The organism is Sphingomonas sp. EU05-FHT14C10 (genome assembly GCF_058790595.1).
Window position 1 is genome coordinate 85,639 of sequence record NZ_JBYTEN010000002.1, and the last position, 25,283, is coordinate 110,921.

27 protein-coding genes are annotated in these 25,283 nt (G+C 66.4%); 13 read left to right on the forward strand and 14 right to left on the reverse strand.

Annotation, left to right across the window (positions count from 1 at the left end):
- Positions 1-183 precede the first annotated feature (183 nt).
- From AC3WT0_RS03110 to AC3WT0_RS03120, 3 genes are read left to right on the forward strand one after another with little or no spacing between them, the layout of a single operon-like run.
- A complete protein-coding gene (locus AC3WT0_RS03110) occupies positions 184-636 on the forward strand; it encodes a MarR family winged helix-turn-helix transcriptional regulator (RefSeq protein ID WP_492751391.1) in 453 nt (150 codons plus the stop codon).
- A 41-nt stretch (positions 637-677) separates the two neighbouring features.
- Positions 678-1,079: a DUF1398 domain-containing protein gene (locus AC3WT0_RS03115; protein WP_492751392.1), complete on the forward strand. Its 402-nt coding sequence runs from the start codon at positions 678-680 to the stop codon at positions 1,077-1,079.
- A complete protein-coding gene (locus tag AC3WT0_RS03120) occupies positions 1,076-1,513 on the forward strand; it encodes a hypothetical protein (protein ID WP_492751394.1) in 438 nt (145 codons plus the stop codon). The genes AC3WT0_RS03115 and AC3WT0_RS03120 overlap by 4 nt, the downstream gene beginning before the upstream one ends.
- A gap of 62 nt (positions 1,514-1,575) precedes the next feature.
- On the opposite strand, the gene AC3WT0_RS03125 is transcribed toward AC3WT0_RS03120, so the two are convergent.
- The gene (locus AC3WT0_RS03125) at positions 1,576-2,247 is read right to left on the reverse strand and encodes a TetR/AcrR family transcriptional regulator (protein WP_492751396.1); all 672 of its coding nucleotides are present in this window, start codon (positions 2,245-2,247) and stop codon (positions 1,576-1,578) included.
- Positions 2,248-2,300: 53 nt separating this feature from the next.
- On the opposite strand from AC3WT0_RS03125, the gene AC3WT0_RS03130 reads away from it, so the two are divergent.
- The 3 genes from AC3WT0_RS03130 to AC3WT0_RS03140 are packed head-to-tail and all read left to right on the forward strand — an operon-like array spanning position 2,301 to position 6,422.
- Positions 2,301-3,737, forward strand: coding sequence for an efflux transporter outer membrane subunit (locus AC3WT0_RS03130; protein ID WP_492751397.1), 1,437 nt, complete (start codon positions 2,301-2,303; stop codon positions 3,735-3,737).
- Positions 3,737-4,891, forward strand: coding sequence for an HlyD family secretion protein (locus tag AC3WT0_RS03135; protein WP_492751399.1), 1,155 nt, complete (start codon positions 3,737-3,739; stop codon positions 4,889-4,891). Before AC3WT0_RS03130 ends, AC3WT0_RS03135 begins: the two co-directional genes overlap by 1 nt.
- Before the next feature lies 1 nt (position 4,892).
- Positions 4,893-6,422, forward strand: coding sequence for a DHA2 family efflux MFS transporter permease subunit (locus AC3WT0_RS03140; protein ID WP_492751400.1), 1,530 nt, complete (start codon positions 4,893-4,895; stop codon positions 6,420-6,422).
- Between the two features lie 7 nt (positions 6,423-6,429).
- Here AC3WT0_RS03140 and AC3WT0_RS03145 read toward each other — a convergent pair whose 3' ends face one another.
- The 9 genes from AC3WT0_RS03145 to AC3WT0_RS03185 all read right to left on the reverse strand — a co-directional run bounded on the left by AC3WT0_RS03145 (position 6,430) and on the right by AC3WT0_RS03185 (position 16,460).
- Entirely contained in the window at positions 6,430-7,287 is an 858-nt protein-coding gene (locus AC3WT0_RS03145; protein ID WP_492751401.1) for an AraC family transcriptional regulator, read from the reverse strand.
- Complete coding sequence (locus AC3WT0_RS03150) at positions 7,284-8,183, reverse strand: alpha/beta fold hydrolase (RefSeq protein ID WP_492751402.1); 900 nt, start codon at positions 8,181-8,183, stop codon at positions 7,284-7,286. The genes AC3WT0_RS03145 and AC3WT0_RS03150 overlap by 4 nt, the downstream gene beginning before the upstream one ends.
- A 100-nt stretch (positions 8,184-8,283) precedes the next feature.
- The gene (locus AC3WT0_RS03155; RefSeq protein ID WP_492751403.1) at positions 8,284-10,314 is read right to left on the reverse strand and encodes a DUF3857 domain-containing protein; all 2,031 of its coding nucleotides are present in this window, start codon (positions 10,312-10,314) and stop codon (positions 8,284-8,286) included.
- A 161-nt stretch (positions 10,315-10,475) separates the two neighbouring features.
- A complete protein-coding gene (leuD, locus tag AC3WT0_RS03160) occupies positions 10,476-11,054 on the reverse strand; it encodes a 3-isopropylmalate dehydratase small subunit (RefSeq protein WP_492751404.1) in 579 nt (192 codons plus the stop codon).
- A gap of 111 nt (positions 11,055-11,165) precedes the next feature.
- Positions 11,166-12,611, reverse strand: a complete 1,446-nt coding sequence (leuC, locus tag AC3WT0_RS03165; RefSeq protein WP_492751405.1) for a 3-isopropylmalate dehydratase large subunit — start codon at positions 12,609-12,611, stop codon at positions 11,166-11,168.
- A gap of 45 nt (positions 12,612-12,656) precedes the next feature.
- Positions 12,657-13,928 (reverse strand): serine hydrolase domain-containing protein, encoded by a 1,272-nt coding sequence (locus AC3WT0_RS03170; protein ID WP_492751406.1) that lies wholly within the window; start codon positions 13,926-13,928, stop codon positions 12,657-12,659.
- Positions 13,929-14,180: 252 nt separating this feature from the next.
- Complete coding sequence (locus AC3WT0_RS03175) at positions 14,181-14,816, reverse strand: 3-oxoacid CoA-transferase subunit B (protein ID WP_492751407.1); 636 nt, start codon at positions 14,814-14,816, stop codon at positions 14,181-14,183.
- Positions 14,816-15,703, reverse strand: coding sequence for a 5'-nucleotidase, lipoprotein e(P4) family (locus AC3WT0_RS03180; RefSeq protein ID WP_492751408.1), 888 nt, complete (start codon positions 15,701-15,703; stop codon positions 14,816-14,818). Before AC3WT0_RS03180 ends, AC3WT0_RS03175 begins: the two co-directional genes overlap by 1 nt.
- Before the next feature lie 49 nt (positions 15,704-15,752).
- A complete protein-coding gene (locus AC3WT0_RS03185) occupies positions 15,753-16,460 on the reverse strand; it encodes a CoA transferase subunit A (protein WP_492751409.1) in 708 nt (235 codons plus the stop codon).
- Between the two features lie 149 nt (positions 16,461-16,609).
- On the opposite strand from AC3WT0_RS03185, the gene AC3WT0_RS03190 reads away from it, so the two are divergent.
- Complete coding sequence (locus AC3WT0_RS03190; RefSeq protein WP_492751410.1) at positions 16,610-17,536, forward strand: hypothetical protein; 927 nt, start codon at positions 16,610-16,612, stop codon at positions 17,534-17,536.
- Positions 17,537-17,543: 7 nt separating this feature from the next.
- On the opposite strand, the gene AC3WT0_RS03195 is transcribed toward AC3WT0_RS03190, so the two are convergent.
- Positions 17,544-18,458, reverse strand: a complete 915-nt coding sequence (locus tag AC3WT0_RS03195) for an SMP-30/gluconolactonase/LRE family protein (RefSeq protein ID WP_492751411.1) — start codon at positions 18,456-18,458, stop codon at positions 17,544-17,546.
- An 81-nt stretch (positions 18,459-18,539) separates the two neighbouring features.
- Between AC3WT0_RS03195 and AC3WT0_RS03200 the strand changes: the two genes are divergently transcribed.
- Positions 18,540-20,189: a thiamine pyrophosphate-dependent enzyme gene (locus AC3WT0_RS03200; RefSeq protein WP_492751412.1), complete on the forward strand. Its 1,650-nt coding sequence runs from the start codon at positions 18,540-18,542 to the stop codon at positions 20,187-20,189.
- Between the two features lie 168 nt (positions 20,190-20,357).
- Here AC3WT0_RS03200 and AC3WT0_RS03205 read toward each other — a convergent pair whose 3' ends face one another.
- Together AC3WT0_RS03205 and thiS are read right to left on the reverse strand one after the other, a co-directional pair.
- On the reverse strand, positions 20,358-20,540 hold the full coding sequence (locus tag AC3WT0_RS03205; protein ID WP_492751413.1) for a CsbD family protein: 183 nt from the start codon (positions 20,538-20,540) through the stop codon (positions 20,358-20,360).
- 61 nt (positions 20,541-20,601) lie between these two features.
- Entirely contained in the window at positions 20,602-21,606 is a 1,005-nt protein-coding gene (gene thiS / locus AC3WT0_RS03210) for a sulfur carrier protein ThiS (protein WP_492751414.1), read from the reverse strand.
- A gap of 87 nt (positions 21,607-21,693) precedes the next feature.
- On the opposite strand from thiS, the gene aroQ reads away from it, so the two are divergent.
- Genes aroQ through arsC form a run of 4 tightly spaced genes read left to right on the forward strand, consistent with a single transcriptional unit; the run spans position 21,694 to position 24,347 of the window.
- Positions 21,694-22,125, forward strand: coding sequence for a type II 3-dehydroquinate dehydratase (gene aroQ / locus AC3WT0_RS03215; protein WP_492751415.1), 432 nt, complete (start codon positions 21,694-21,696; stop codon positions 22,123-22,125).
- Positions 22,126-22,159: 34 nt separating this feature from the next.
- Complete coding sequence (accB, locus tag AC3WT0_RS03220) at positions 22,160-22,645, forward strand: acetyl-CoA carboxylase biotin carboxyl carrier protein (protein WP_492751416.1); 486 nt, start codon at positions 22,160-22,162, stop codon at positions 22,643-22,645.
- Positions 22,646-22,650: 5 nt separating this feature from the next.
- The gene (gene accC / locus AC3WT0_RS03225; RefSeq protein ID WP_492751417.1) at positions 22,651-24,006 is read left to right on the forward strand and encodes an acetyl-CoA carboxylase biotin carboxylase subunit; all 1,356 of its coding nucleotides are present in this window, start codon (positions 22,651-22,653) and stop codon (positions 24,004-24,006) included.
- Complete coding sequence (gene arsC, locus AC3WT0_RS03230; protein WP_492751419.1) at positions 24,003-24,347, forward strand: arsenate reductase (glutaredoxin); 345 nt, start codon at positions 24,003-24,005, stop codon at positions 24,345-24,347. Before accC ends, arsC begins: the two co-directional genes overlap by 4 nt.
- A gap of 123 nt (positions 24,348-24,470) precedes the next feature.
- On the opposite strand, the gene AC3WT0_RS03235 is transcribed toward arsC, so the two are convergent.
- Entirely contained in the window at positions 24,471-24,665 is a 195-nt protein-coding gene (locus tag AC3WT0_RS03235) for a hypothetical protein (protein WP_492751421.1), read from the reverse strand.
- Between the two features lie 118 nt (positions 24,666-24,783).
- Here AC3WT0_RS03235 and AC3WT0_RS03240 point away from each other — a divergent pair, with 118 nt between their 5' ends.
- Positions 24,784-25,239 (forward strand): group III truncated hemoglobin, encoded by a 456-nt coding sequence (locus AC3WT0_RS03240; protein ID WP_492751423.1) that lies wholly within the window; start codon positions 24,784-24,786, stop codon positions 25,237-25,239.
- The last annotated feature ends 44 nt before the right edge of the window (positions 25,240-25,283 follow it).

The window sequence follows — 25,283 nt, forward strand, 5'->3', positions numbered from 1 at the left end:
TAGTCCCAAAGTCGCACGACGGAAGGGGGTTCGCGGGTGAAGCGAGAAGTTTTTCGCGCCGCGATGCCAGACGACGGAAACAGGTCGGCACGGGCCGGGGGAGCCAGTAGCGGCGCGGAGATATTTAAGTTGACTAGGAAACATTATGCATATAGTTTCCTAGTCAACAACTCGGAGCACTCCATGCCCGTCATTTCTGATCTCACAGCCCATATCGGCTATTTGTTGCGCGCGGTGTCGAACGCCGTGTCGCAGGAGTTCGCCCGCAAGGTCGCGCGCGAAGGCGTGACCGTGGCGGAGTGGGCGATGCTGCGCTCGCTATACGACAGCGACGCGATCGCGCCTTCGGCGCTGGCGCAGAAGATGGGCATGACGAGGGGCGCGATCAGCAAGCTGGCCGACCGGTTGCTGGAAAAGGGCCTGATCGAGCGCGTCGGCAACCCCGACGACAAACGCGGGCACAGTCTTTCATTGTCGGACGCCGGGCTGACAAAAGTTCCTCGGCTTGCGGGCCTCGCCGACGAGAATGATGCGATGTTCTTCGCGGCCCTGACCAGCGAGGAGCAGGATGAGCTGCGGAGGCTGCTGCGCACGTTGATCGACAAGCACGGGCTGTCGGCCATGCCCGTCGACTGACCCCCGATACTTCCCGTTATCACTGAAGAAAGGAACTGCGCATGGACGCGGAACGGATTGCCATTGCCAAAACCTGCCTCGATGCCGCCCATCGCGGCCATCTGAGCTTCCCCGAAATCATCGGCACGCTGGTGGATGCGGGCTTCGAGGGTTATGCGGTCGATTATCGGCGGTGCAGCCAGACCTACTATCTGCCGGACGGCGACAGCATCGAGCTGGACATGCCACATTCTGCCGGATCGGTGGCGGCGGCATTCGACGGCGCCGGCGTGGAAGCGCTGGTCCGCTGGGCGCAGGCCAACGGCCCCGACTACAGCTATGTGGCTTTTTGCGAGAAGGTGAAGGCGGCCGGCTGCGCGGGCTATCTCGTCTCGTTCCTTGGCCGCCGCGTCGTCTATTATGGTCGCACCGCCGAGACCCATGTCGAGCTGTTCCCGCAATGACCCTCAACAACATCGCGATCGGCGGGATCATCCCGGCAATCTGCCTCGGGCTTGGCACCGTGCTGATGCGCGCCAGCATCGGCGCGGGCGCCAGCATTCCGGTCTATCTCGCCGGCGTCGGCACGATCATCGCGCTGATCGGCTGGACCACGGCGGCGGCCCACGGTTTTGCCGGAGCCACGATAACGGGCATCGGCCTTGCCGTTGGCATGGGTCTGGTCTGGACGATCGCGATAAGTTGCATGGCCTATGGGTTCGGCACGCTGAAATTGCCGGTATCGATCGTCGCGCCGCTCACCAACAGCAACGCGATCGTGGCTGTCCTTCTGGGCAGCCTGATCTTCGGCGAGTGGCGCTCGCTGCACATGCCGCAGGTAGCGCTGGGCACGCTCCTCATCTGCGCGGGCGCAACATGCGTCTCGCTGGCGAAATAACCACCATGCGACCGACAGAGCCGACCATTCGCATGTCGTGAGGCAAATGACGGCAGCCGAAGTCAGCCGCCGTCGCCCGCGCCCCAGCCCGTGAGAAATCGATCGACCGCGAGATCGACTTCGCGCGCGCGCGCCGCTTCGTCGGGCGGCTCGATCAGCCCGAGCACGCAGAGATGCGGCGAGCCGTGGTGACACAGGCCGGCGAAGTGATGCGCGGCGAGCACGGGATCGCCTTCGCGCAACGCGCCGCGCGCCATGGCGTCGGCCAGAAAGGCGGCGAGCTTCGCCTTGCCGCGCACCGCGCCGCGTTCATAATAGATGCGCGCAAGCTCGGGGAAGCGCCCCGCCTCGCCCGTCACCAGCCGCTGCATGTCGATCGCCGCCGGCAGCATGAGCGTGTTGAGCAGCGCAAGGCCGAGCCGGCGCAGCGCCGCGCCGACATCCTCGCCGGGGGTAAGCTGCACCGACAGCGCAGTGTTGTAGCGATCGAACAGATCGTCGAGCACCGCGACGAACAAATCCTGCTTCGACGGAAAATAGCTCCACAGCGTCGTCTTCGACCCGCCGACCTTCGCCGAAATGGCCGACATCGATGCGTCGCCATAGCCGCGCGAAAAAAAGGCCTCGCGCGCGGCGGCGACGAAAGCGGCGCGGCGGCGGTCGCTGGGCGACGCCGGCATATCCTCTACCTTGGTATGATCGGGGGTACTGGACAGTATCATTTCGTTTGACAACCGATCTCCGATGAACGAGAGGCCGAACCGTACTGCACAGTATGGTGACTCGCGTGCGATCAATCAAACATCTTCTGACGGCCGCAGCCGCGCTCTCACTGGGCGCGTGCGTAGGCGCGCCCGAACTGGGGCCGAAACCCCAGCCGATCCAACCAGCCGCGCTGGCCGCCGACCAGGCGTTCGCCGCGCCGCGTGCCGACTGGCCCGCGACCGATTGGTGGCACGGCTTCGGCGATGCGCAGCTCGACTCGCTGATCGCCGAGGCGCTGGCTGGATCGCCGGACATGAGGCAGGCCGACGCGCGCGTGAAAGCCGCCGAGGCGCTCGTCCAGCAAAGCCGCGCGCAGTTGCTGCCCCATGCCGATGTCGAGGGGAGCGTCGTCGGCAACCGGCAGAGCAAGAATCTGGGCATCCCGCCGATGTTCGTGCCCGACGGCGTGAAGGATGTCGGCAAGCTCACCGGCAATGTCTCGCTCGACCTCGACCTGTGGGGGCGCGATCGCGCCGCGCTTGCCGCCGCCACCTCTGACGCCCAGGCGGCGCGTGTCGACGCCGAGCAGGCGCGGCTGACGATCGCGACCTCGGTCGCCGCAGCCTATGCCGATCTGGCGCTTTACTATGAGGAGCGCGATGTCGCCGTCGACGCGCTGAAGGTGCGCGAGACGACGGCCGAGCTGACGTCGCAGCGCGTGCTGCAGGGCCTCGACACGCGCGGCGAGCTGCGCCAGGCCGAGGCGCGCGTGCCGGCGGCGCGGGCCGATATCGCCGCGCTCGACGAGTCGATCGCGCTGACCCGCAACCGCATCGCCGCATTGCTCGGCAAGGGCCCCGACCGGGGGCTGGGCATCGAGCGGCCGCACTTCACCCTGCCCTCGGCCGGGCTGCCCGACCGGCTGGCGCTCGACCTGATCGGGCGGCGGCCGGACATCGTCGCCGCGCGGCTGCGTAGCGAATCCGCGGCAAGCCGGATCAAGGTCGCCAAGGCCAATTTCTACCCCAATATCAATCTTACCGGCCTTGTCGGGGTCAACTCTCTGGGGCTGGACGATCTGTTCAAGGCGGGATCGCTGATCACTACCTTCGGCCCGGCGATCACGCTGCCGATCTTCGAGGGCGGGCGTCTGAAAGGCGAATATCGCGGCGCGCGGGCGAACTATGACGAAGCGGTCGCGCGCTATGACGGAACGCTGGTCAACGCGCTGCACGAGGTGGCCGATGCGGCGACCAGCCTGCGGGCGCTCGACACGCGGCTGGCCGAGCAGCGCGAGGCGCTGGCCCGATCCGAGGAAGCGAGCGCGATCGCGCGGCTGCGTTACAAGGGCGGCCTCGCCAACCAGCTGACCGTGCTGACCACCGACGACGCGATGCTCGCCAACCGCCGCGCGGTGGCCGATCTCGAAGGGCGCCGCCGCGCGCTCGACATCATCCTTATTCGCGCGCTGGGCGGCGGTTTCGCTAGCCCCGCGCCCAGCCTTGCAGGAAACAACTGATGGCCGACCAGAACCCCGCCGCGATCGCCCCCGAGAGCGACGAGACCGCCGCCGACGCCGCGCGCGGCGCCAAGCGCAAGCGGCTGCTGACCATCTTCGTCGCCGTGCTGGTGATCGTCGCCATCGGCGCAGGCCTTTGGTATCTGATCTTCGCCGCCGGGCGCGTTTCGACCGACAACGCCTATGTCGGCGCCGAATCCGCGCAGGTGACGCCGCTGGTCGCAGGGCCGGTCGCCGAAGTGCGGGTGAGCAACACGCAGGCGGTGAAGAAGGGCCAGATCCTCGTCGTCATCGACCCGGCCGACGCGCAGATCGCGCTCGACCAGGCGCAGGGCGCGCTGGCGCAGGCCGAGCAGCGCTATAACCAGGCGCAGGGCAATGCCGATGCGGCCAAGGCGCGCGTCGTGGCGCGCGATGCCGACATCCGGCAGGCGCAGGCGCAGCTGGTGCAGGCCAATGCGACCTTCGAGCGGGCGCGGATCGACCTGTCGCGGCGCGAGGCGCTCGTTTCGAGCGGCGCGGTTTCGGGCGAGGAACTGACGACGGCGCGTGCGGCCTTCGAATCGGCGCGCGCGGCGCGCGATCAGGCGCAGGCGGCGATCAACGCGGCCAAGGCGACGCAGGGATCGGCGGGTGGCGACCTCGACGCCAGCGAGGCGCTGGTGCGCGGCACGACGATCCGCACCGCGCCCGACGTGGTGGCGGCGCGCGCGCGCGTCGAGCAGGCCAGGCTCGACCTGAGCCGCACCGTGATCCGCGCGCCGATCGACGGCGTGGTGACCGGCCGGCAGGTGCAGGTCGGCCAGCGCGTCGCGCCGGGCGTGGCGGTGATGACGATCGTTCCGATCAACGCCGCCTATGTCGACGCCAACTACAAGGAAAACCAGCTCGCCAACGTTCGCCCCGGCCAGCCGGTCAAGCTGACGTCGGACTATTATGGCGACGACGTGGTCTATGACGGGCGCGTGATGGGCTTTGCCGGCGGCACCGGCGCGGCCTTCGCGCTGATCCCCGCGCAGAACGCGACGGGCAACTGGATCAAGGTGGTCCAGCGCCTGCCCGTGCGCATCGCGCTCGACCCCAGGCAGCTGCAGGAGCATCCGCTGCGCGTGGGCCTTAGCATGGAAGCCACCATCGACACGCGGAGCAAGTGACGTGGAAAGCGCGGCCGAGCCCCAGCCGCTAAGCGGCTGGCGCCTGCTGGTGGGCGCCTTCACTCTGGCGCTTGCCAACTTCGTGGTCGTGCTCGACACGACGATCGCCAACGTATCGGTGCCGCATATCGCCGGCGGGCTTGCCGTCTCGCCGACGCAGGGGACGTGGGCGATCACATCCTATGCCGTTGCCGACGCGATCAGCGTACCGCTGACCGGCTGGCTGGCCGCGCGCTTCGGCAGCGTGCGCTGGTTCCTTTATTCGCTGATCGGCTTCGGCTTCTTTTCGCTGATGTGCGGGCTTTCGCACACGCTGGGGATGCTCGTGACCTTCCGCATCCTGCAGGGTCTTTCGGGCGGGCCGCTGATGCCGCTGACCCAGACGCTGCTGCTGCGCATCTTCCGCAAGGATCAGGCGGCAATGGGCCTCGGCATATGGGCGATGACGACGACCGCCGCGCCGATCGCGGGGCCGATCCTCGGCGGCTATATCAGCGACAACTGGACCTGGCCGTGGATCTTCTTCATCAACCTGCCCGTCGTCGCGCTCTGCTTCTTCGGGGTGATGCGGATCATCAAGCCGTTCGAGACCAAGACCGCGAAAATGCCGATCGACGTCGTCGGGCTGATCCTGATGGTGGTGTGGATCGGCGCCTTCCAGATCATGCTCGACACCGGCCGCGACAATGACTGGTTCGGATCGGCGTGGATCTGGATGCTCGCGATCATCGCCGGCGTCGGCTTCATCGCCTTCGTCATCTGGGAACTGACCGACAAGCATCCGATCGTCGACATCCGGGTATTGCGGCATCGCGGCTTCACGGCGGGGGTGATCGCGATATCGCTGGGCTTCGGCGCCTTCTTCGCGACCGTCGTCATGACACCGCTGTGGCTGCAGCAGGTGGTGGGCTATACCGCCACCAACTCGGGCTATGTCGTCGCGTGGATCGGGCTGTTTTCGGTCCTGGGATCGCCTTTTGCGGCGCGGCTCGTCGGCAAGTTCGACGTGCGCATCATGGTCTTCGCGGGTCTGTTGTGGCTGGCGGCGATGACAGTGGTGCGGACCTACTGGTCGACCGATTCCGATTATTGGCAGCTTGCCTTCCCGCACATCCTGCAGGGCATCGGCATGCCTTTCTTCTTCATCGGGCTGACGACGCTGGCGCTGGGCGCGGTCGAGCCCAAGGAGACGGTATCGGCGGCGGGCATCATGAGCTTCCTGCGCACGCTGAGCGGCGCGATCGGCACCGCCGTGGCGACGACGATGTGGGAAGACAAGACACGCGACGTGCGCGAGCAACTGACGCCGACGCTCAACGACCCGGCCGGCGCGATCTCGATCTACCGCAGCCTCGGCATGAGCATGGATCAGGCCCGCGCGGCGCTCGAGCGGCTGGTGGAGTCGCAGGCGTCGACGATCGGTGCGACCGATGTCTATCGCACCTCGGCGATGATCTTCATCATTGCCGCGCTGGCGGTGTGGGTTGCGCCCAAGCCCGAGGGACCGGTCGCGCCGGGAGCCGCGCACTAGGCCCAAACTAACCTTCGTGCAGCCCCTGGAGCGGCGCGCCGAGCTCACGGTCGCGCGCGGCCTGCGCCGGGCGCAGCATCAGCCGCGGCATCGCGAAATAGGCGTTGGGCGTCATCCCCATGAAGCGCCGGAACTCGCGGATGAAGTGCGACTGATCGACATAGGCGTCGTCGACCAGCGTCGCCCAAGGTTGATCGGGGCGCTCGCGCATCGTGCCGAGCGTGCGCAGGAAGCGCTGGCGACGAAGCAGCAGTTTCGGCGCGAAGCCGAAATCGCGGCGGCACAAGGTGCTGAGCTGGCGCTGGGTGACGCCGATCGCGTCCGCAAAGGCCTCGACGGTCTCGATCGCGGGATCGAGCAGCACGCGATGCGCGGCACGCGTGAGGGCGCTGGCGGCGGGCAGCGGACGCACGACGCGACCGACATAGGCGTCGAGCAGCGGGACCATTTCCGCCTCGCTCTGCGCTTCCGCGAGACCTGCAAGCAGATCATCGACATGATCGCCGTGCCCGGCGCGCGGATCGGTGATCCGATCGGCGAACTCGGCCGCTTGGCCGCCAATGATGCGCGCCCAGCCGATCGGCGTCAGCCCGATGCCAACGATCCTGCCGCTGCCGCAGCGCACGGGCCGGGCCCTGCTCGTCGGGCCGAACAGCAGCGCATCGGGCGCCGGCACGAACCCGCCCTGCCCGTCGGGCACCGACCAGCCGCGACCGAGACAGAAGCGGATATTGGCCCATTCCGGGTGAAGGAGGTCCTCCGCCACGATAGCGGGATCGTTGACCGTGATGACATAATAGGCCGTGATGAGATCGGCGAAGGCCGCGCAGGGGCGATGAAAACCTATGCCGACGGGTGGTTTCAAGCCGCGACCACCGCCCTGTCGGCAAGATCGGCGATGAGGCCGGTCATCCGCCCGACCTGCGAGGGCGGCAGATCGTGCGCCATCTGCTCGATCAGCACGAACTCGGCACCTGCAATGTGGCGCGCCGTGTCCTCGCCGCAGGCGGCGGGGACGAGCGGATCGGCGCCGCCGTGGATGACCAACGTCGGCGCGGTGATGCGCTTCAGCCGGTCAACGCGGCTGCCGTCGGCAATCACCGCAAGGAGATGGCGGCGCCCGCCCTCGGGATTATAGCCGCGATCATAGGCGCGCGCCGCATAGTCGCGGAAGGCATCGGGATCGCGCGCCGGATCGAGATAGGAAATGCCGCGCTGCGTCTCGACGATCTCGCCGATCACCGTATCGCGCGAGGCATCGACCGCGCGCCGGCGGAGCATCCGCGCGCGCAGCTCGGGCGTCGGCCCCGGCAGGCCCGGCGCGCCGCTGCTCGACATGATCGACGTGAGGCTGAGCACGCGATCGGGCGCGAGCGCCGCGACATTCTGCGCGATCATGCCGCCCATCGACGCGCCGACGACATGCGCGCGATCGACGCCGAGCGCATCGAGCAAGCCGATCGCATCATTCGCCATATCGGTCAGCCGGTACGGGACGGCCGGGCGCAGGCCAAAGCGCATCGAGGCGAGCAGCCAGAGCGGATGCGGGCCGCGCACGCCCTTGAACCAGGTCGACTGGCCGATGTCGCGATTGTCGAACCGGATGACGCGATAGCCGCGCGCGACGAGCCCTTCGATCATCGCATCGGGCCACGCGATCATCTGGGTGCCCAGCCCCATGATCAGGAGGATCGCGGGATGCGCGGCATCCCCGAAACTCTCATAAGCCAGCTCTACGCCGTTGACCGCTACCTTGCCCATCGGCGGAAATGTGAAACGGTTTGTCGATTGACGCAAGCGTTAAGGGCAGGTGGCGTGGCGCCCCCATGTCTCCGCCCCACCGGTCCATCACAGCCGCTTTTCACTTGGTCGCCGCGCGAAACCGGCAAGATGCATCGTCCGCCGTCCAGTCGATCTCGTAGGTCGCCGGCACCGGCGTGACTACTTTTTCCGCCGCGCCCGACCCCTTCGGATCATAGCTTATCCACGCCATGCTGTTGTCGAAACCGGGGAGGCGGGCGTTGTCGCGCAGCGCCGTGGCTGCGCTCACCTCCCTTTGTTCGACGCGGCGGCCGCGGATCATGCGCAAGGCGCCATCGCGCACATCGAAGACTCGATAATAGGATATTCCGAACATATTCGTGCTGATGTCCGCCTTGTGCGACCATTGGGCTGGCCGGGTCGTGGAAGGCAGACGAACAGTCGTTACGCGGCAATCATATTCGGGCCTGTTATAGTAGGGCAGGCTCTGATCCTGCCCAGCCGCGCGGATACGCTTTTCCGGCGGATTGAAACCGCCGCCGGGAAGCGCCAGCGACTTTTCACCGTCGCCGTCATCATCCCAGTCGACCGTTCCCGTACCGACTATAGTCAGCACACTCGCCTGCGCCTTCTGGTCATAGCGCCACTGGACATCTTCGATCGTCTGCCAGACGTCGCCGATCATCTTCTCGCGAAAGGCGTCCCGCACCTGTGCCGGCGTCAGTGCAGAAAGCTGCACCTGCATCTTCAGGCCATCGATTCCGCGACTGATCATGGTGCTGCTGATCCGCGCCGGCTTGTCGAACCCGGCGCGCGCATCGATCTCGAACAGCGTGATATCGTCGGGTCGCTCGGTGGGCTTCCAATCGATATGTTCAAGCGCGCTGCCTTGTTCGGTCAGTGGCAAAACCCACTCATGCGGCATGACGGGCGAAAGGCCAGGTGGCACGACAGGGGGCATCGTGCCATCCAACCAATAGACTTTGCCCGCCACGCGGGCACGGACCATCACATGGTCGAACATGCGCGGGCTCGCCAATCGTTGATCGAGGCCATCATCGTTGCCGGTGTTGACCAGAACGGCCTGCGCCTCGACACCCAGTTCACGAAGCAGGGCCAGCAGCAATGCGGTCTTGGCCTTGCAGTCGCCATAGCGTCGCTCCCAGGTTTCATCCGCCGTTGCAGGCGTAAGGTTGCCGCCGTTGAGCCCGACATAGATATAGCGGACATCCTGCTGGACCAGTTTGAGCGCGGCGGCGGCTCGATCGAGCGGTTGCGCATATGTCGCTGCGATGCGCGCGGCTTCGGCCTTGAGAGGTGAATTGGTATCGAGCCGGGATGCGCTTGCAAATATCGGCGCAAAACGACGCGACAGATCCGTCCAATCCGCGAAGCTGCTATATTCCACGATCCGCTGCCAGGCGTAGCGCGGCGGCGCATCCTTGGGCGGCGTAAGCGCGGGTGGATTTTCAAATCTGTAATCGATCGCCCGCGCGCTTGGTTGCGCGGGAGCGATCATCTCCGGACTCATCCTGACGAACGGCTTCTGCGCCTCCTCCCAGCTAAGACGCAGATGATACCGCCCCGGTGCCGGCTGAGCCCCGAGGAAAAGCAGGCCGGCATCGCTATTCCCAAGCGTGGGGTCGCTCGAGCGGAGCGTCATGCCGAATTCCAGTTCGTCGCCGACGCGCAGATCGGGGACGCGCAGCACGGCGGTGAGGTTCCCGTCAAGCTTGGCCGCTTCGAGCTGATCTTCCCGTCGCAGGACCTCAAAAGTCGCTTTCTGCAGGACGTCGATCACCTGCCCGTCGCGATAGATTTTGAGGACGTGCACCGTCGGTGCTCCGGCCGCAGGATTCCAGAGCGCCGAGATATTCCCCAGTTGCAATGCGCTGGGGTGCAGGATCCTGACGCGATAGGCAGTATAAAGCGCCTGCCCCTGAGCATCGAGATGAACCTCTGAATCCTGATACCGTATGAATATGGCGCCAGCGGCGTCCGCGGGCACGGGCAGCGGCTCCGACTGGACAACCCAGCCCGGCACGGGTCCGAGCCCCACCTTGCCATTGTCCGCATGAGCAGCACTTCCGGCGAGGATGATCGCCAGACACATCGAAATCGTAAGACGCACTACATCCCCCTGAACAGCGCCATAATCTTCACCATTGCCAAATAAGCAAGGGGTTGATTGGCGCGACGCAGAGCATCCTGCGGGTTACGCGAAACAGCTGGCGCCGACGATCAGAGATGCAGGAACAGGCTGGCAATGCGATCAACGGCCGTCGCGGCCCCTCAAAGCCAGGCGAAATCCCTGGCCTGCTTCGCTTCATAGTCGTCGATGCGGTCGCCGAGGTCGAGCGTGAGGCCGATCTCGTCGAGGCCTTCCATCAGGCAATGCTTGCGGAAAGGATCGATCTCGAAGGTGAAGCGATCCTGGAAGGGCGTCGTGACCGTCTGGTGATCGAGGTCGATATGGACCGGATCGGTCTTCGCGACTTCGACGAGGCGGTCGATCGCTTCCTGGGACAGGACGACGGTCAGGATGCCGTTCTTGAAGGCGTTGCCCGAAAAAATGTCAGAAAAGCTGGGCGCGATCACCGCCTTCACGCCCATGTCGGCCAGCGCCCATGCGGCATGCTCGCGGCTCGACCCGCAACCGAAATTGTCGCCTGCGATGAGAATCGGGGCGCCGGCATAGCGGGGATCGTCGAAGATATTGTCGGGATCGGCACGCACCGCTTCGAATGCGCCGCGGCCGAGCCCGTCGCGGCTGATCGTCTTCAACCAGGACGCGGGGATGATGACGTCGGTATCGACGTTCTTCGCGCCCCAAGGATAGGCGCGCCCCTCGATGCGATCGACGGGGTTCATCGCTGCGGTGCGGCCTCGGTCTCGGGCCGATCGGTCTTGGCGGTGGCGGCATAGGCGGCCAGCCCGCTGAGTGCGGCCCCGGCAATGAGCAGGATCAGCGCCCGTTTCATATCAATTCCCCTTCCCCATCAGATCCCGAACATCCGTCAATCGGCCCGTGACGGCAGCGGCGGCGGCCATGGCGGGCGACAGCAGGTGCGTGCGGGCGCCCGGCCCCTGACGGCCAACGAAATTGCGGTTGGACGTCGAGGCGCAACGCTCGCCCGACGGCACCTTGTCCGGGTTCATCGCGAGGCAGGCCGAGCAGCCCGGCTCGCGCCATTCGAACCCCGCCTCGGTGAAGATGCGATCGAGGCCCTCGGCCTCGGCCTGGCGCTTGACCAGCCCCGAACCGGGCACCACCATCGCCTGCCGCACGCCGCCCGCGACATGCCGCCCCTTCACCACCGCGGCCGCCGAGCGCAGATCCTCGATCCGGCTGTTGGTGCAGCTGCCGATGAAAATATTCTCGACCGCGACGTCCTGCATCCGCTGCCCCGGCGTGAGGCCCATATAAGCCAGTGATTTGCGCGCCGCCTCACGTTTGGCTGGATCGGCGAAGCTCTCTGGATCGGGGACGCTGCCGGCGATCGGCACCACATCGTCGGGGCTGGTGCCCCAGGTAACGTTGGGTGCGATCGAGGCCGCGTCGATCAGCACGGTGTGGTCATAGATCGCGCCGGGATCGCTGGGCAGCGTGCGCCACCAGGCCAGCGCCTTTTCCCACGCCTCGCCGGCCGGAGCCATCGGGCGCCCCCTGAGATAGGCGTAGGTCGTCTCGTCGGGCGCGACGAGGCCCGCGCGCGCGCCCCCCTCGATCGACATGTTCGAGATGGTCAGCCGACCCTCGATCGACATGTCGCGGATCGTGGAGCCGGTATATTCGATGACATAGCCGGTGCCGCCCGCCGCGCCGATGCGCGCGATGACCTCGAGGATCACATCCTTGGGCGTGACGCCGAAACCGAGCGCGCCGTCGATCCGCACTTCCATCGATTTCGACTGCTTGAGCAGCAAGGTCTGCGTGGCGAGGACATGTTCGACCTCGCTGGTGCCGATGCCGAAGGCGAGCGCGCCCAGCGCGCCGTGCGCCGACGTGTGGCTGTCTCCGCAGACCAGCGTGGTGCCGGGGAGCGTGAAGCCCTGTTCCGGCCCGACGACATGGACGATGCCCTGTTCGGGCGCGACGGCGTCGATGTAGCGGATGCCGAATGCAGCCGTGTTGCGTTCGAGCGCGGCAAGCTGGCCGGCGCTTTCGGGATCGGCGATCGGCAGGCGATTTCCGTCTGCGTCGACACGCGCGGTGGTCGGCAGATTATGATCGGGCACGGCGAGCGTGAGATCGGGACGGCGGACCTTGCGGCCGGCGACGCGAAGCCCTTCAAAGGCTTGCGGGCTCGTCACCTCATGGACGAGGTGGCGATCGATATAGATGAGGCTGGTGCCATCGGGGCGCGTGTCGACGACATGCGCGTCCCAGATCTTCTGATAGAGCGTGCGGGGTCCGTGTTTGGCCATGCCGCGCGCTCTACATCGTTAACGGCGTGCGGGAAAGCGCGCGATTCACCGTGCCGCGATCGAACGCCCGCCGACGGGACCGTCGAGCTTCAGCCAGTCCCTGCCCTGCAATCCGTAGAGCATGTCGAGCAGCTCGAGCTGGATCGCACCGGGACGGCCGCTCTGCGAATTCCACAGCAGCGCGATGCCCGTGCGCATCTGCGGATCGAACAAGATCGTCGAGCGATAGCCGCGCACCGCGCCCTGATGGCCGATCAGCGCATGACCTTCATAGCTGTAATCGCGCCAGCCGAGGCCGTAGCGCGCCGCACCCATCGCGCGGGCGAATTCGGTATTGCGCCGTTCGGTATCGACGCGCCCCATGTGGATCGTCTGGATGACGCCGGGGCTGAGCACGCCGGGGGTGAGCCCCATCTGCGCCTTCATCCAGAGCGCGAGATCCATGATCGAGCTGTTGACGCCGCCGGCGGCGGGCACGCGGTAATAAGGTTCCTCGACCGCCACGGTGGTGCGGCCGACATGGGGGCGCGCCCAGCTTTTCGACGACATCAGGCCAATGCGCGTCAAGCTGGCATCGTACATGCCGAGCGGGCGGAACAGGCGATCGCGCACTTCCTCCGCATAGGGGCGGCCCGTGACTTTCTGGACGACCTCGCTCGCGGAATCGAAGGCGACATTCTGGTAGCTGTGGCAGGTGCCGGGCTGGCAGAGCTGGCGGAGGCCCGACAGCGATGCACGGATCAGGCGCGGGTCCTGCCCCTGTTCCAGCCGGTCGTCGAAGGCATTGTGGCTGAGGCCCACGCGGTGCGAGAGCACGTCGGCGACGGTCGCGACCTGCTCGCCGCCGCCGGGAAGGCGCAGCGTCGTCGAATAGCGGCCGATGGGATCATCGAGCGAGAGGCGGCCCTCGGCGGCGAGCTCGGCGACCATCGTCGCGGCGACGCCCTTCGACAGCGAGGCCCAGCGGAAGACAGTGTGGACGCCGACGGGATCGCCATCCTTCGCCTGCGTGGTGCCATAACCCTTGAGGAAGCTGATCTCGCCATTTTCGATCACGGCGATCGCCATGCCGACCATGTCGGGCTTGGCCATGAGCTGTTCGAGACGGGCATCGAGGCGCTGATAGTCGATGCGGCTCGGCGCGCGATACAGCGAGGGATCGGCGATCGCTTCGCGCGTGTAGCCCAGTCGCGGCCGTTCCGGCTGCGCCTGGACCGCGCCGCCCGGCGACGCGAACACTGCGACCAATCCTGTCGCGAGCGCCGCCCCCACGGCCATCGCGAACGCAGGACGCCGCCCGCGTAAAATCGCCTTCATATCCCCCAAGACCCTTGCGACCCCATTCACCATCTTCATTTGGTGCTTATGAATCAGAGAATTGGACGCATGACAAGAGACGGCATCGCAAGACACGCCGACCAGCGGCTATTGAGCGACGAATGACGGGAATCCGGCGTTATTGTCTTTCGTCGCTTCCATCATTGCGAGCGCAGCGAAGCAATCCAGTTCGATGCCGGGCTCTCTGGATTGCTTCGCTGCGCTCGCAATGACGGGGCGGCAGGCGCGTGGTCAGGCCAGATAATGCGCCGTGGTGTGCGCGGCGATATCCTTCGCCGTGACGCCGGGCGCGGTCTCGATCAGGCGGAAAGGCGATTTGTGATCGGGGCGCTGGAAGACCGCGAGATCGGTGATGATCATGTCGACGACATTCTTGCCCGTCAGCGGCAGCGTGCAGGCCGGGATGAACTTGGGATCGCCGTTCTTGGACATATGCTCCATCACGACGATGATCTTCTTGACGCCCGCGACCAGATCCATCGCGCCGCCCATGCCCTTCACCATCTTGCCGGGGATCATCCAGTTGGCGATGTCGCCGCCTTCGGAGATTTCCATCGCGCCGAGCACGGTCAGGTCGATATGCCCGCCGCGGATCATCGCGAAGCTCTCCGCCGAGGAGAAATAGCTCGACGAAGGCAGCTGGCTGATCGTCTGCTTGCCCGCGTTGATCAGATCGGGATCGACTTCGTCGTCATAAGGGAAAGGCCCGATGCCGAGCATCCCGTTTTCCGACTGGAGCGTGACTTCCACGCCGGCGGGCACATGGTTGGCGACGAGCGTCGGGATGCCGATGCCGAGGTTCACATAATAGCCGTCCTTCAGCTCCTGCGCGGCGCGGGCGGCCATTTCGTCACGGGTCCAGGGCATCATTTCGCTCCTTGATCGGCGGGCTGCGCGGGATCGGACCAGCGCTTGTCCTGCGGGAATATGTCGTCGAAGCCGCCCTTGAGGCCGCTTCCGTAGACGGGGTTGGGCAGCACGAACCAGCCGCGCCCCCACAGCTTCGCGACCGGGCCGGCCATGGCGGCGGCGCGGCGCTGCGCGACCCCGGGGATCGCGGCGAAAAGATCGCTGAAATCGCCGAGCTGATCGCCGGCCATGGCGATCACGCAGTAGCGCGCGGCGATCGTGGCGCGGCGGCCATCCTTCTTCGTCCCCTCGGCATCGTCGCCGGCGAGGAACAAGCTGGTGCCGTGGATCGCGGGACCAAGGCCGGCGCGGCGGATCGCATCGGCGGTCCATGCCGCGTTGGCGGCGGCGCGATTGCTGTTGAAGACGACGGTGACGCCGGCCTTGCGCAGCGCAGCGATGCCTTCGACCGCGCCGGGTGCAGGGGCAACCTTGTCGGCGCCGGTCTGTTCCCAACGTTCCCAGCGCGCCTGATCGTAGGGCTGGCCGCTCTTCGCGTCCTGATATTCGTAGCCGAGGTTGAGCAGCACCGTCTCATCGACATCGAAGACGACGGCTGCCGGCTTGTCTCCGCAGCGGACGAAGCCCGGCGCGGCGAGCGTCGCGCCCTTTTCGAGGACGACGCCTTCTTCCGGATTGCCGCCGCGATTTTCGGTCACATAGTCGACCAGCGCGTGCCACGCCTGGATGCTGAGCGCCGCCGCCTCGCCCGAACCGTAGAGATATTGCATGGCGGCCGGCGGATTGACGGGGGCCGCGGGCACGGGCGCAGGCTCAGGCGCGGTGGCGCAGGCGGAGAGGAACAGCGCCGCGACCAACGCGATTTTTCCCCGGCGCGCCGCCATGTCCCTCGACGGCGCCCGGGACGAACGGGTCGACTGGACGACCATCGGATCAGGCCGCCGCGCGCTCGCGGACGGTGCGGAACTCGATCTTCTTGTCGTAGGGCGCGCCGAGGACGAGGCGCTTCACATAGATGCCGGGCAAGTGGATGCAGTCCGGATCGAGGCTGCCGACGGGAACGATCTCCTCCACCTCGGCGACGGTCATGTGGCTGGCGGTCGCCATCGGCTGGTTGAAGTTGCGCGCGGTCTTGCGGAAGACGAGGTTGCCCGCTTCGTCGGCCTTCCAGCCCTTGATGATCGACAGGTCGGCGCGGATGCCGCGTTCGAGCACATAGGTCTCGCCGTCGAACTCCTTCAGTTCCTTGCCCTCGGCGACGAGCGTGCCGACGCCCGTTTTGGTGTAGAAGCCGGGGATGCCCGCCCCGCCCGCGCGGCAGCGCTCGGCGAGCGTGCCCTGCGGGCAGAATTCGACCTCGAGCTCGCCGCTCAGATACTGGCGCTCAAACTCCTTGTTCTCGCCGACATAGGAGCTGATCATCTTTTTGATCTGGCGCGTGCGAAGCAGCTTGCCGAGGCCCTCGCCGTCGATGCCCGCATTGTTCGAGACGCAGGTGAGATCTTTGACGCCCGACGCCTGGACGGCATCGATCAGCCGCTCGGGAATGCCACAGAGGCCGAAGCCCCCGGCGCAGATCGTCATGCCATCGAACAGCAGGCCATCAAGTGCGGCGGCGGCATCGGGATAAAGCTTCTGCATGGCGATCCTTTCCAGCTTTGCCCCGCGCTTTGACCCAGCCGGACGGGAGGGTCAAGGCGAGTTGAACGGGCTTTCAACTTGAAGACAGGCCCAAGTCGTTGACCTGCAAGCCGAACCGGGCGAAGCTCGGCGACGGAGGAGTTTTCGCCATGAATGTGAACGCGTTCCGGCGCCCGGCGCCGCTGCTGGCCGCCCTCCTCGCCTGGCATGGCCCTGCCCTCGCCCAGCAGCAAGACGCGGCGGCACCGGCCGAGGATGAGGCGATCGTCGTCACCGGTCGTGCGGAGGAAGAAGCCAGGCTGAAGGAACAGGCCCGCGCCTTCGTCCGCGGCGTCGAGGCGACTCCGGTCGACGGCCAAGTCGGGCGCTGGAACAGCCCGATCTGCCCGACGATCCGCGGCGTGAATGCGCAGATCGGGGCGATCGTCGCGACGCGCATCCGCGCCGTCGCCAGATCGGTGGGCGCCCCTGTCGCCGAGGGCAAGTGCAAGACCAATATCCTGGTAAGTTTCACCGACGACGCGAAGGCGCTGGTCGATGCGATGCGCGCCAAGCGCGGCGGGCTGCTGGCCGACGTTCCCGCGCCCGAGCGCGAGGTGCTGCGATCGGCCGAAGCGCCGGTGCGCTGGTGGTACACGACGCTGACCGACGAGGCCGACGGTGGATCGATGGGCAGCGAGCATCCCGCGCTGGCGCTGCAGGGCATGGACGTATCGACCGCCGGACGCGCGCGCACCGTGTCGCGCTATACGAGCAGCCTGATCAAATCGAGCGTGAAGGTGAATATCAACACGGCGGTGATCCTTGTCGACGTGAACAAGGCCGAAGGCCACAAGCTCGATTCGGTCGCCGATTATGTCGCCTTCGTCGCGCTGTCGCGGATCAGGGTGGGGATGACGCCGCCCGACGCCCCTTCGATCCTCGGCATATTCCGCGACGGGCCGGGCGGATCGCCGACGCTCAGCCGCTGGGACAGCGCCTATCTGAAGGCGCTGTACGAAACGCAGGCTGATCGTGCCGCCAGCGTCCAGCGACGCAATATCGCCGGACGCATGGCCAAGAAGGTGATCGAATGAGCCGGCTTCAGTAGCGCAGCCTGAGCCCCGGCCGCGCCCAGCGCGTGCTGACCAGCCGGCCGCTGCCCGACAGGGTGATATAGGCCGTCATCATATCGGACCCGCCCCAGCAGATATTGGTGGTGAAGATGTCGTCGGTGGCGACGAATTCGACCAGCTCGCCTTCGGGCGAAATGACGCTGATCCCGCTCTCGCCGATCGTCGCGACGCAGACATTGCCGTCGGCCTCGACGCCCAGCGAGTCGAAATATTTGAAGCCGGCGGGGCGATAGACGTGCGTGCCCGGCCCTCCGGGACCGCCGGCGCCATCGACTTTGCCGGGGGCGACGACGTTGAACTTCATCAACCGGCATGTGTAGGTCTCGGCCGCGTAAAGCGTGCGCCCGTCGGGCGAGAGGCCGACGCCGTTGGGATTCTCGCTGGGAAAGATCACTTCCTCCAGATGGCTGCCATCGGCCTTCGCATAGAAGATGCCGGTCACGTCGCGCTCGCGCGGGCGGGTCTTGCCGTGATCGGTGAACCAGAAGCCGCCATGATCGTCGAACACGATGTCGTTGGGCCCACGCAGGATGCAGCCGAAATCGCCGCTCTTGTAGAGCGTCTCGACCTTGCCGGTCGCGAGGTCGATGCGTTCGATACGGCCGCCCGAATAATCATCGGCCTCCCCGTGCGGCGCGAGATAGCCGTTCGCCTCATGCCAGTTGAAGCCGCCATTATTGCAGCAATAGAGCTTGCCCCCCGGCCCCATAGCGAGGCCGTTGGGCCCGCCGCCGGGCTCGGCCACCGTTTCCTTGCCGCCATCGGGGCGCACGCGGGTGATCCGGCCCGCCGCGATCTCGACCAGTATCACGCTGCCGTCGGGCATCGCCACCGGTCCTTCAGGGAAACGCAGTCCGTTCGCCACCTCGATGAATCGGGTCATCCTCTCGCCTCTCCTCTTGTCGTTGACAGCAAGGACAGCAAAGCCCAGTCCCGCACGCAATAAGGAACAAGAGGAGCAGGCATGACGGGCGGGCGCAGCGGCGGACGGATATTGGTCGACAATCTCGTGGCGCAGGGTTGCGACCGGCTGTTTACCGTGCCCGGCGAGAGTTTTCTCGCCGTGCTCGACGCGCTTCACGACGAACCGGCGATCGACGTGGTGGTGGCGCGGCAGGAAGGCGGCGTGACCTTCATGGCCTGCGCCGACGGAGCGATCACGCGGCGGCCCGGCGTCGCCTTCGTCACGCGCGGCCCCGGGGCGACCAATGCCTCGATCGGCGTCCATGTCGCGATGCAGGATTCACAGCCTATGATCCTGTTCATCGGCGATGTGGCGCGCGGCGACCGCGATCGCGAGGCCTTCCAGGAAGTCGATTTCGGCCAGATGTTCGGCCCCCTCGCCAAATGGGTGGCGCGGATCGAGGATGCGCGGCGCATCCCCGAATATGTCGCGCGCGCCTATGCGACGGCCATGAGCGGACGCCCCGGCCCGGTGGTGATCGTGCTGCCCGAGGACATGCTGACCGATGTCGTCGAGGCGGAGGACCGGCCGCGCGTCGAGCGGCCGGCGCAGGCGGCCGATGCCGGCGCCGTCGCAGCGGTCGCGGCGAAGCTGGCCGCAGCGAAGGCCCCCGTCGCGATCATCGGCGGCGCGGACTGGGACGAGGCGGCGGCGGACGCTTTCCGGCGCTTTGCCGAGGTGGCGGGGATCCCCGTTGCGACCGCCTTCCGCCGGCAGGATGCCATCGACAATGACAGTCCGGCCTTTGCAGGCAATCTGGGCTATGGCCCCAACCCCAGGCTGCTCGACCGGATCAGGGCGGCGGACCTGCTACTCGTCGTCGGCGCGCGGCTGGGCGAGGCGACGACCGACGGCTATGCGCTCATCACGCCCAATCATCCGGGCCAATATCTGATCCACGTTCATCCCGATCCCGAGGAACTCAACCGCGTCTATCGCGCCGACTTGGCGCTGTGCGCGGACATGGCGCGCTTTGCCGAAGCTCTGGCCGCAGCGGCGAGCCCCCTGCCCTCGGCCGACGCGGCAAAGCAGGCGCATGCCGAATGGCAGGCGTGGAACAGCCCCAGCCCCCGCGAAGGCGCGACGCTCGACCTCGGCCAGTGCGTCGCGGCGATGCGCCGGCGGCTGCCCGCCGATTCAGTCCTGTGCAACGGCGCGGGCAATTTCTCCGGCTGGTGGCATCGCTACTGGCGCTACAAGCCGGGCGCGACGCAGCTGGCGCCGACGGCGGGCGCGATGGGCTATGGCCTACCCGCAGGCGTGGCGGCGGCACTGCGCCGGCCCGATCGCCAGACGGTGGTGCTGGCGGGCGACGGCGACTTCCTGATGAACGGGCAGGAACTGGCGACCGCGATGCGCCAGCAGGCCGACATGCTGGTGATCGTCGTCGACAATGGCGGCTATGGCACGATCCGCATGCATCAGGAGAAGCGCTATCCGCGGCGCATCTCGGCAACTGAACTGGTCAATCCCGATTTCGCGGCCTTCGCGCGGGCGTTCGGCGCCTGGGCCGAGACGGTGGAGCGCACCGGGGATTTCGCGCCCGCGCTCGAGCGCGCCATGGCGGAACGGGGGGTGCGCCTGCTGCACCTGCGGACCGACATGGAGATCATTTCGGCGGGCGCGACGATCAGCGCACTGCGGGGGTAATTCTCCGTCTTGCGAGCGTCGAGGAGCGATCCCGGGCGATGTTCGGCATTCTGGATTGCTTCGCTGCGCTCGCAATGACGATATGAGGCAACGAGAAAGGGCCGCTCCGGTCGCCCGGAACGGCCCAGTTGCTCTCGGCTCTCTCCGTAAACCCGAAGGGCGGACGCCCTAGATGTCGTCGCCGAGCGCGCCCTTGACCTTGCCGATGGTCTGCTGCGCCTTGCCTCGGATTTCCTGACCCTTGCCCTCGGCCTTCAACCGCTCATTGTCAGTCGCCTTGCCGATGGCCTGCTTGGCCTTGCCGACGGCTTCGTTGGCATTGCCTTTGATCTTGTCGACCAGCTCTCCCATTCGCCTTACTCCCAACCACTTGAACTGTGAGGGAAGAACGGGTGAGCTAGGGTTCGGTTCCCTAGATCAGACCGGCAAGCGGGCTCGACGGATCGGCGTAGCGGCGCTTGCCCATGCGGCCCGCGCGATAGGCGAGACGCCCTGCCTCGACCGCCGATCGCATCGCCGACGCCATGAGGATCGGGTCCTTCGCCTCGGCGATCGCGGTGTTCATCAGCACGCCGTCGCAGCCCAGCTCCATCGCCAGCGCGGAGTCCGACGCCGTGCCCACGCCGGCATCGACGATCACCGGCACTTTCGCGCCTTCGACGATCAGGCGGATCGTCACCTGGTTCTGGATGCCGAGGCCCGAGCCGATCGGCGCGCCCAGCGGCATCACCGCGACCGCGCCCGCATCCTCCAGCCGCTTGGCGGCGATCGGATCGTCGACGCAGTAGACCATCGGCAGGAAACCCTCCTTCGCGAGGATTTCCGTAGCGCGCAGCGTTTCGACCATGTCGGGGTAAAGCGTCTTCGCTTCGCCCAGCACTTCCAGCTTGACCAGATCCCAGCCGCCCGCCTCGCGCGCCAGCCGCAGCGTGCGGATCGCATCCTCGGCATTGAAGCAGCCGGCGGTGTTGGGGAGATAGGTGATCTTCTTCGGATCGATATAGTCGGTGAGCATCGGCGCCTTGGGATCGGCGATGTTCACGCGGCGCACCGCGACCGTCACGATCTCCGCGCCCGACGCCTCGACGGCCGCCGCGTTCTGCGCGAAATCCTTATATTTGCCGGTGCCGACGATCAGGCGCGACCGGAAGGTGCGGCCGGCGACCGTCCAGCTATCCTCGTCGACCTTCGCGCCGTGATCGCCGCCGCCGACGAAATGGACAATCTCCAGCGAATCGCCGTCATCGACCGTCACATCGCCCAGCGTCGAGCGCGGAACGATCTCCAGATTGCGTTCGACGGCGACCTTTTCGGGCGCGAGACCCAGCTCCGCAGCAAGGCCCGCGATCGTCAAACCGGCCGAAACCCGGCGATGCTCGCCATTGACCGTGATGCTGATCGTGCCGTCGCTATGCATGAGATTGGCCCGCGCCTTTGCGTGTTGGAGAGAGGGGCCATATAGGAAGCAGCTTCGCACCGCCGCAACCGAAAGGCACGAAAATCGATGGCGACCCTGTTCGTGCTCAACGGACCCAATCTCAACCTGCTGGGACTGCGCGAGCCGGAGATCTATGGATCGGATACGCTCGACGACATTGCCGGCATGGTCGAGGACCGGGCCCGGGAGCTGGGATTCGAGATCGAGTTTCGCCAATCCAACCATGAAGGCCATCTGGTCGACTGGCTGCACGAGGCGAATGCCGACAAGGCCAAGGCGGTCATCCTCAACGCCGCCGCGTTCACGCACACCTCGATCGCGCTTCACGACGCGATCAAGGCGATCAGCGTGCCGGTGATCGAGATTCATCTCTCCAACCCGCACAAGCGCGAGGAATTCAGGCATCCGAGCTATGTAGGCCGGGCAGCCAAAGGCACGATCGCAGGCTTCGGCGCTTTCTCCTATCTTCTCGCGCTGGACGCGGCCGCGCGTCTCTGACAGGGAGCGCCGCAACAATGAACAAGAGGGTCGCATGACCGATAAAACTGAAAACGGGGGCCCGATGCACGTTGATACCGACCTGGTCCGCCAGCTCGCCGAACTGCTCGACGCAACCAACCTGACCGAAATCGAAGTCGAGGACGGAGACCGCAAGATCCGCGTGGCGCGCAAGATCAGCGCCGCCGCCGCGCCCGTCTATGCGCCTGCCCCCGTCGCCGCCCCAGTGGCGGCAGCCGCGCCCGCCACCCCTGCCGAAGCTGCGCCGGCCGCCGGGCCGGACCTGAGCAACGCCGTCAAATCGCCGATGGTCGGCACCGTCTATCTTTCCGCCGAGCCGGGCGCGAAGCCCTTCGTCTCGGTCGGCGACACGGTGAGCGCGGGCCAGACGCTGCTGATCGTCGAGGCGATGAAGGTGATGAACCCGATCACCGCCCCCGCCGGCGGCACGGTCAAGGCGCTGCTGGTCGACAACGGCCAGCCGGTCGAGTTCGACCAGCCGCTCGTCATCGTCGGCTGAGCGCCATGGCGATTTCAAAGATCCTGATCGCCAATCGCGGCGAGATCGCGCTGCGCATCCACCGCGCCGCGCACGAGATGGGGATCAAGACGGTCGCGGTCCATTCCACCGCCGATGCCGACGCGATGCATGTGCGCCTCGCCGATCAGGCGGTGTGCATCGGGCCGCCGCCCGCCGGCGAATCCTATCTCAACATCCCCAACATCATCTCGGCCGCCGAGATTTCGGGCGCGGACGCCATCCACCCCGGCTACGGTTTCCTGTCCGAGAATGCGCGCTTCGCCGAGATCGTCGAGCTGCACAACCTCGTCTGGATCGGGCCGAAGCCCGAGCATATCCGCACGATGGGCGACAAGGTGGAAGCCAAGCGCACCGCCGGCAAGCTGGGCCTGCCGCTCGTCCCCGGATCGGACGGACCGATCGCAGGAATCGAGAGCGCCAAGGAGCTGGCCGCGCAGATCGGCTATCCGGTGATCATCAAGGCCGCATCGGGCGGCGGCGGACGCGGCATGAAGGTGTGCCACGATCCGAGCGAGTTCGAGAGCCTGATCGGGCAGGCGCGATCCGAAGCCAAGGCGGCATTCGGCGACGCGACCGTCTATCTCGAAAAATATCTCGGCAACCCGCGTCACATCGAGTTCCAGATCTTCGGCGACGGCAATGGTAATGCCATCCATCTCGGCGAGCGCGACTGCTCGCTCCAGCGCCGTCACCAGAAGGTGCTTGAGGAAGCGCCCTCGCCCGTCATCTCCGCCGAGGAGCGCGCGCGCATGGGCGGGATCGTCGCCAAGGCGATGGCCGACATGGGCTATCGCGGCGCAGGCACGATCGAGTTCCTGTGGGAAAATGGCGAATTCTACTTCATCGAGATGAACACCCGCCTGCAGGTGGAGCATCCGGTGACCGAGGCGATCACCGGCCTCGACCTCGTCCGCGAGCAGATCCGCATCGCCGACGGGCACGGGCTGACGCTGCGGCAGGAAGACGTGCAGTTCCGCGGCCATGCGATCGAATGCCGGATCAATGCCGAGGATCCGCGCACCTTCGCGCCCTCGCCCGGCCTCGTTAAGAGCTTCCACCAGCCCGGCGGCATGCATGTGCGCGTCGATAGCGGACTCTATGCCGGCTATCGCATCCCGCCTTATTACGACAGCATGATCGCCAAGCTGATCGTCTATGGCACGACGCGGCAGGGCGCGCTCCGCCGCCTGCGCCGGGCGCTCGAGGAATTCGCGATCGAGGGGATCAAGACGACGATCCCGCTGCATCAGGCGCTGCTCGACGACCCCGAGTTCCAGGCCGGCGACTATACGATCAAGTGGCTGGAGGAATGGCTGGCCAAGCAGGACCCCGCCGCGTGAAGGCGACGATCCTCCACAATCCGCGCTGCTCCAAATCGCGCGAGGCGCTCGCCATATTGGAAGCGACGCCGGGCGTGGATGTGGAGATCGTCGACTATCTGAAGACCCCGCCCTCGCGCGCCGAACTGGCCGCGCTCTATGCGCGGGCGGGTATCACGCCGCGCCAGGGATTGCGGGCGGGCGAGCCGCTGGCGAAGGAACTGGGGCTGAAGGATGCCTCGGACGACGCGATCCTCGACGCGATGGCGGCCAACCCGATCCTGATCGAACGGCCGCTCGTCGAAACCGAAAAGGGGGTCCGCCTCGGGCGCCCGCCCGAGGCGATCCGCGAGATAGTGTAAGCGTTGGGGCGTGGATCGCCCGCCACCGCCCGTGCCGTCATTGCGAGCGTAGCGACGCAATCCAGCCGCTCGATGCCCGGCTTCCTCTGGATTGCTTCGCTATGCTCGCAATGACGAGGAGCTTCAGATCGGCTTTGCGCCCGGCGTGCCGCACTTGGCGAACTTGCCCTTGGCGTCCTTGCACTTCTGAGCCGGCTTGGGCTTTTGCGGGCACTTGATGAACTTGCCCTTCGCGTCCTTGCACGGCGCGGCGTTGACGGCGGCCGGCATCGCGCTCAGCGAAAGCAGCGAAATGGCCAGAACAGCAGCTTTAAGCATCGGTCCCTCCTACATCGTGGGTGACGCGGACGAGCTTATGCAAGAATGACCGGTGCGCCAGTGAAGTTTCGGTCATTTGTAAAATGCGCTGCGCTGCAAAAAAGATTAAGAGGCGCGCATGAAGAGCGAGTCGAGCAGCCTTGAAGAACGCCGCCGCGCCGCGATCGCGCCTGCAGTCGCGGCGGGGATCGACGAGGCTTTGATCAAACAGGTCGTCTACAGCTTCTATGACGATGTCCGGCACGACGCGCTGATCGGTCCCGTCTTCGCCGAACGGATCGAGGATTGGGACGAGCATCTTTCGACGATGTGCGATTTCTGGTCAGGCGTGCTGCTGATGTCGGCGCGCTACAAGGGCAAGCCGATGCAGAAGCATTTCGCGCTCCCCGTGGGCGGCGCGCATTTCGCGCGCTGGATCGCGCTGTTCACCGCGACCGTGAAGCGGCTGTGCACGCCCGAGGCGGCGGCGATGTTCGTCGATCGCGCCGGCCGCATCGCGGAGAGCTTCCAGCTCGGCATGGCGCATGCCCGCGGCGAATTTCCGATGCATATCGGCCTGACCGCCACGCGCTGAGGCGGCGCTTTTTCGCACGGCATTGTCCCGAAGCCGTCATCGGG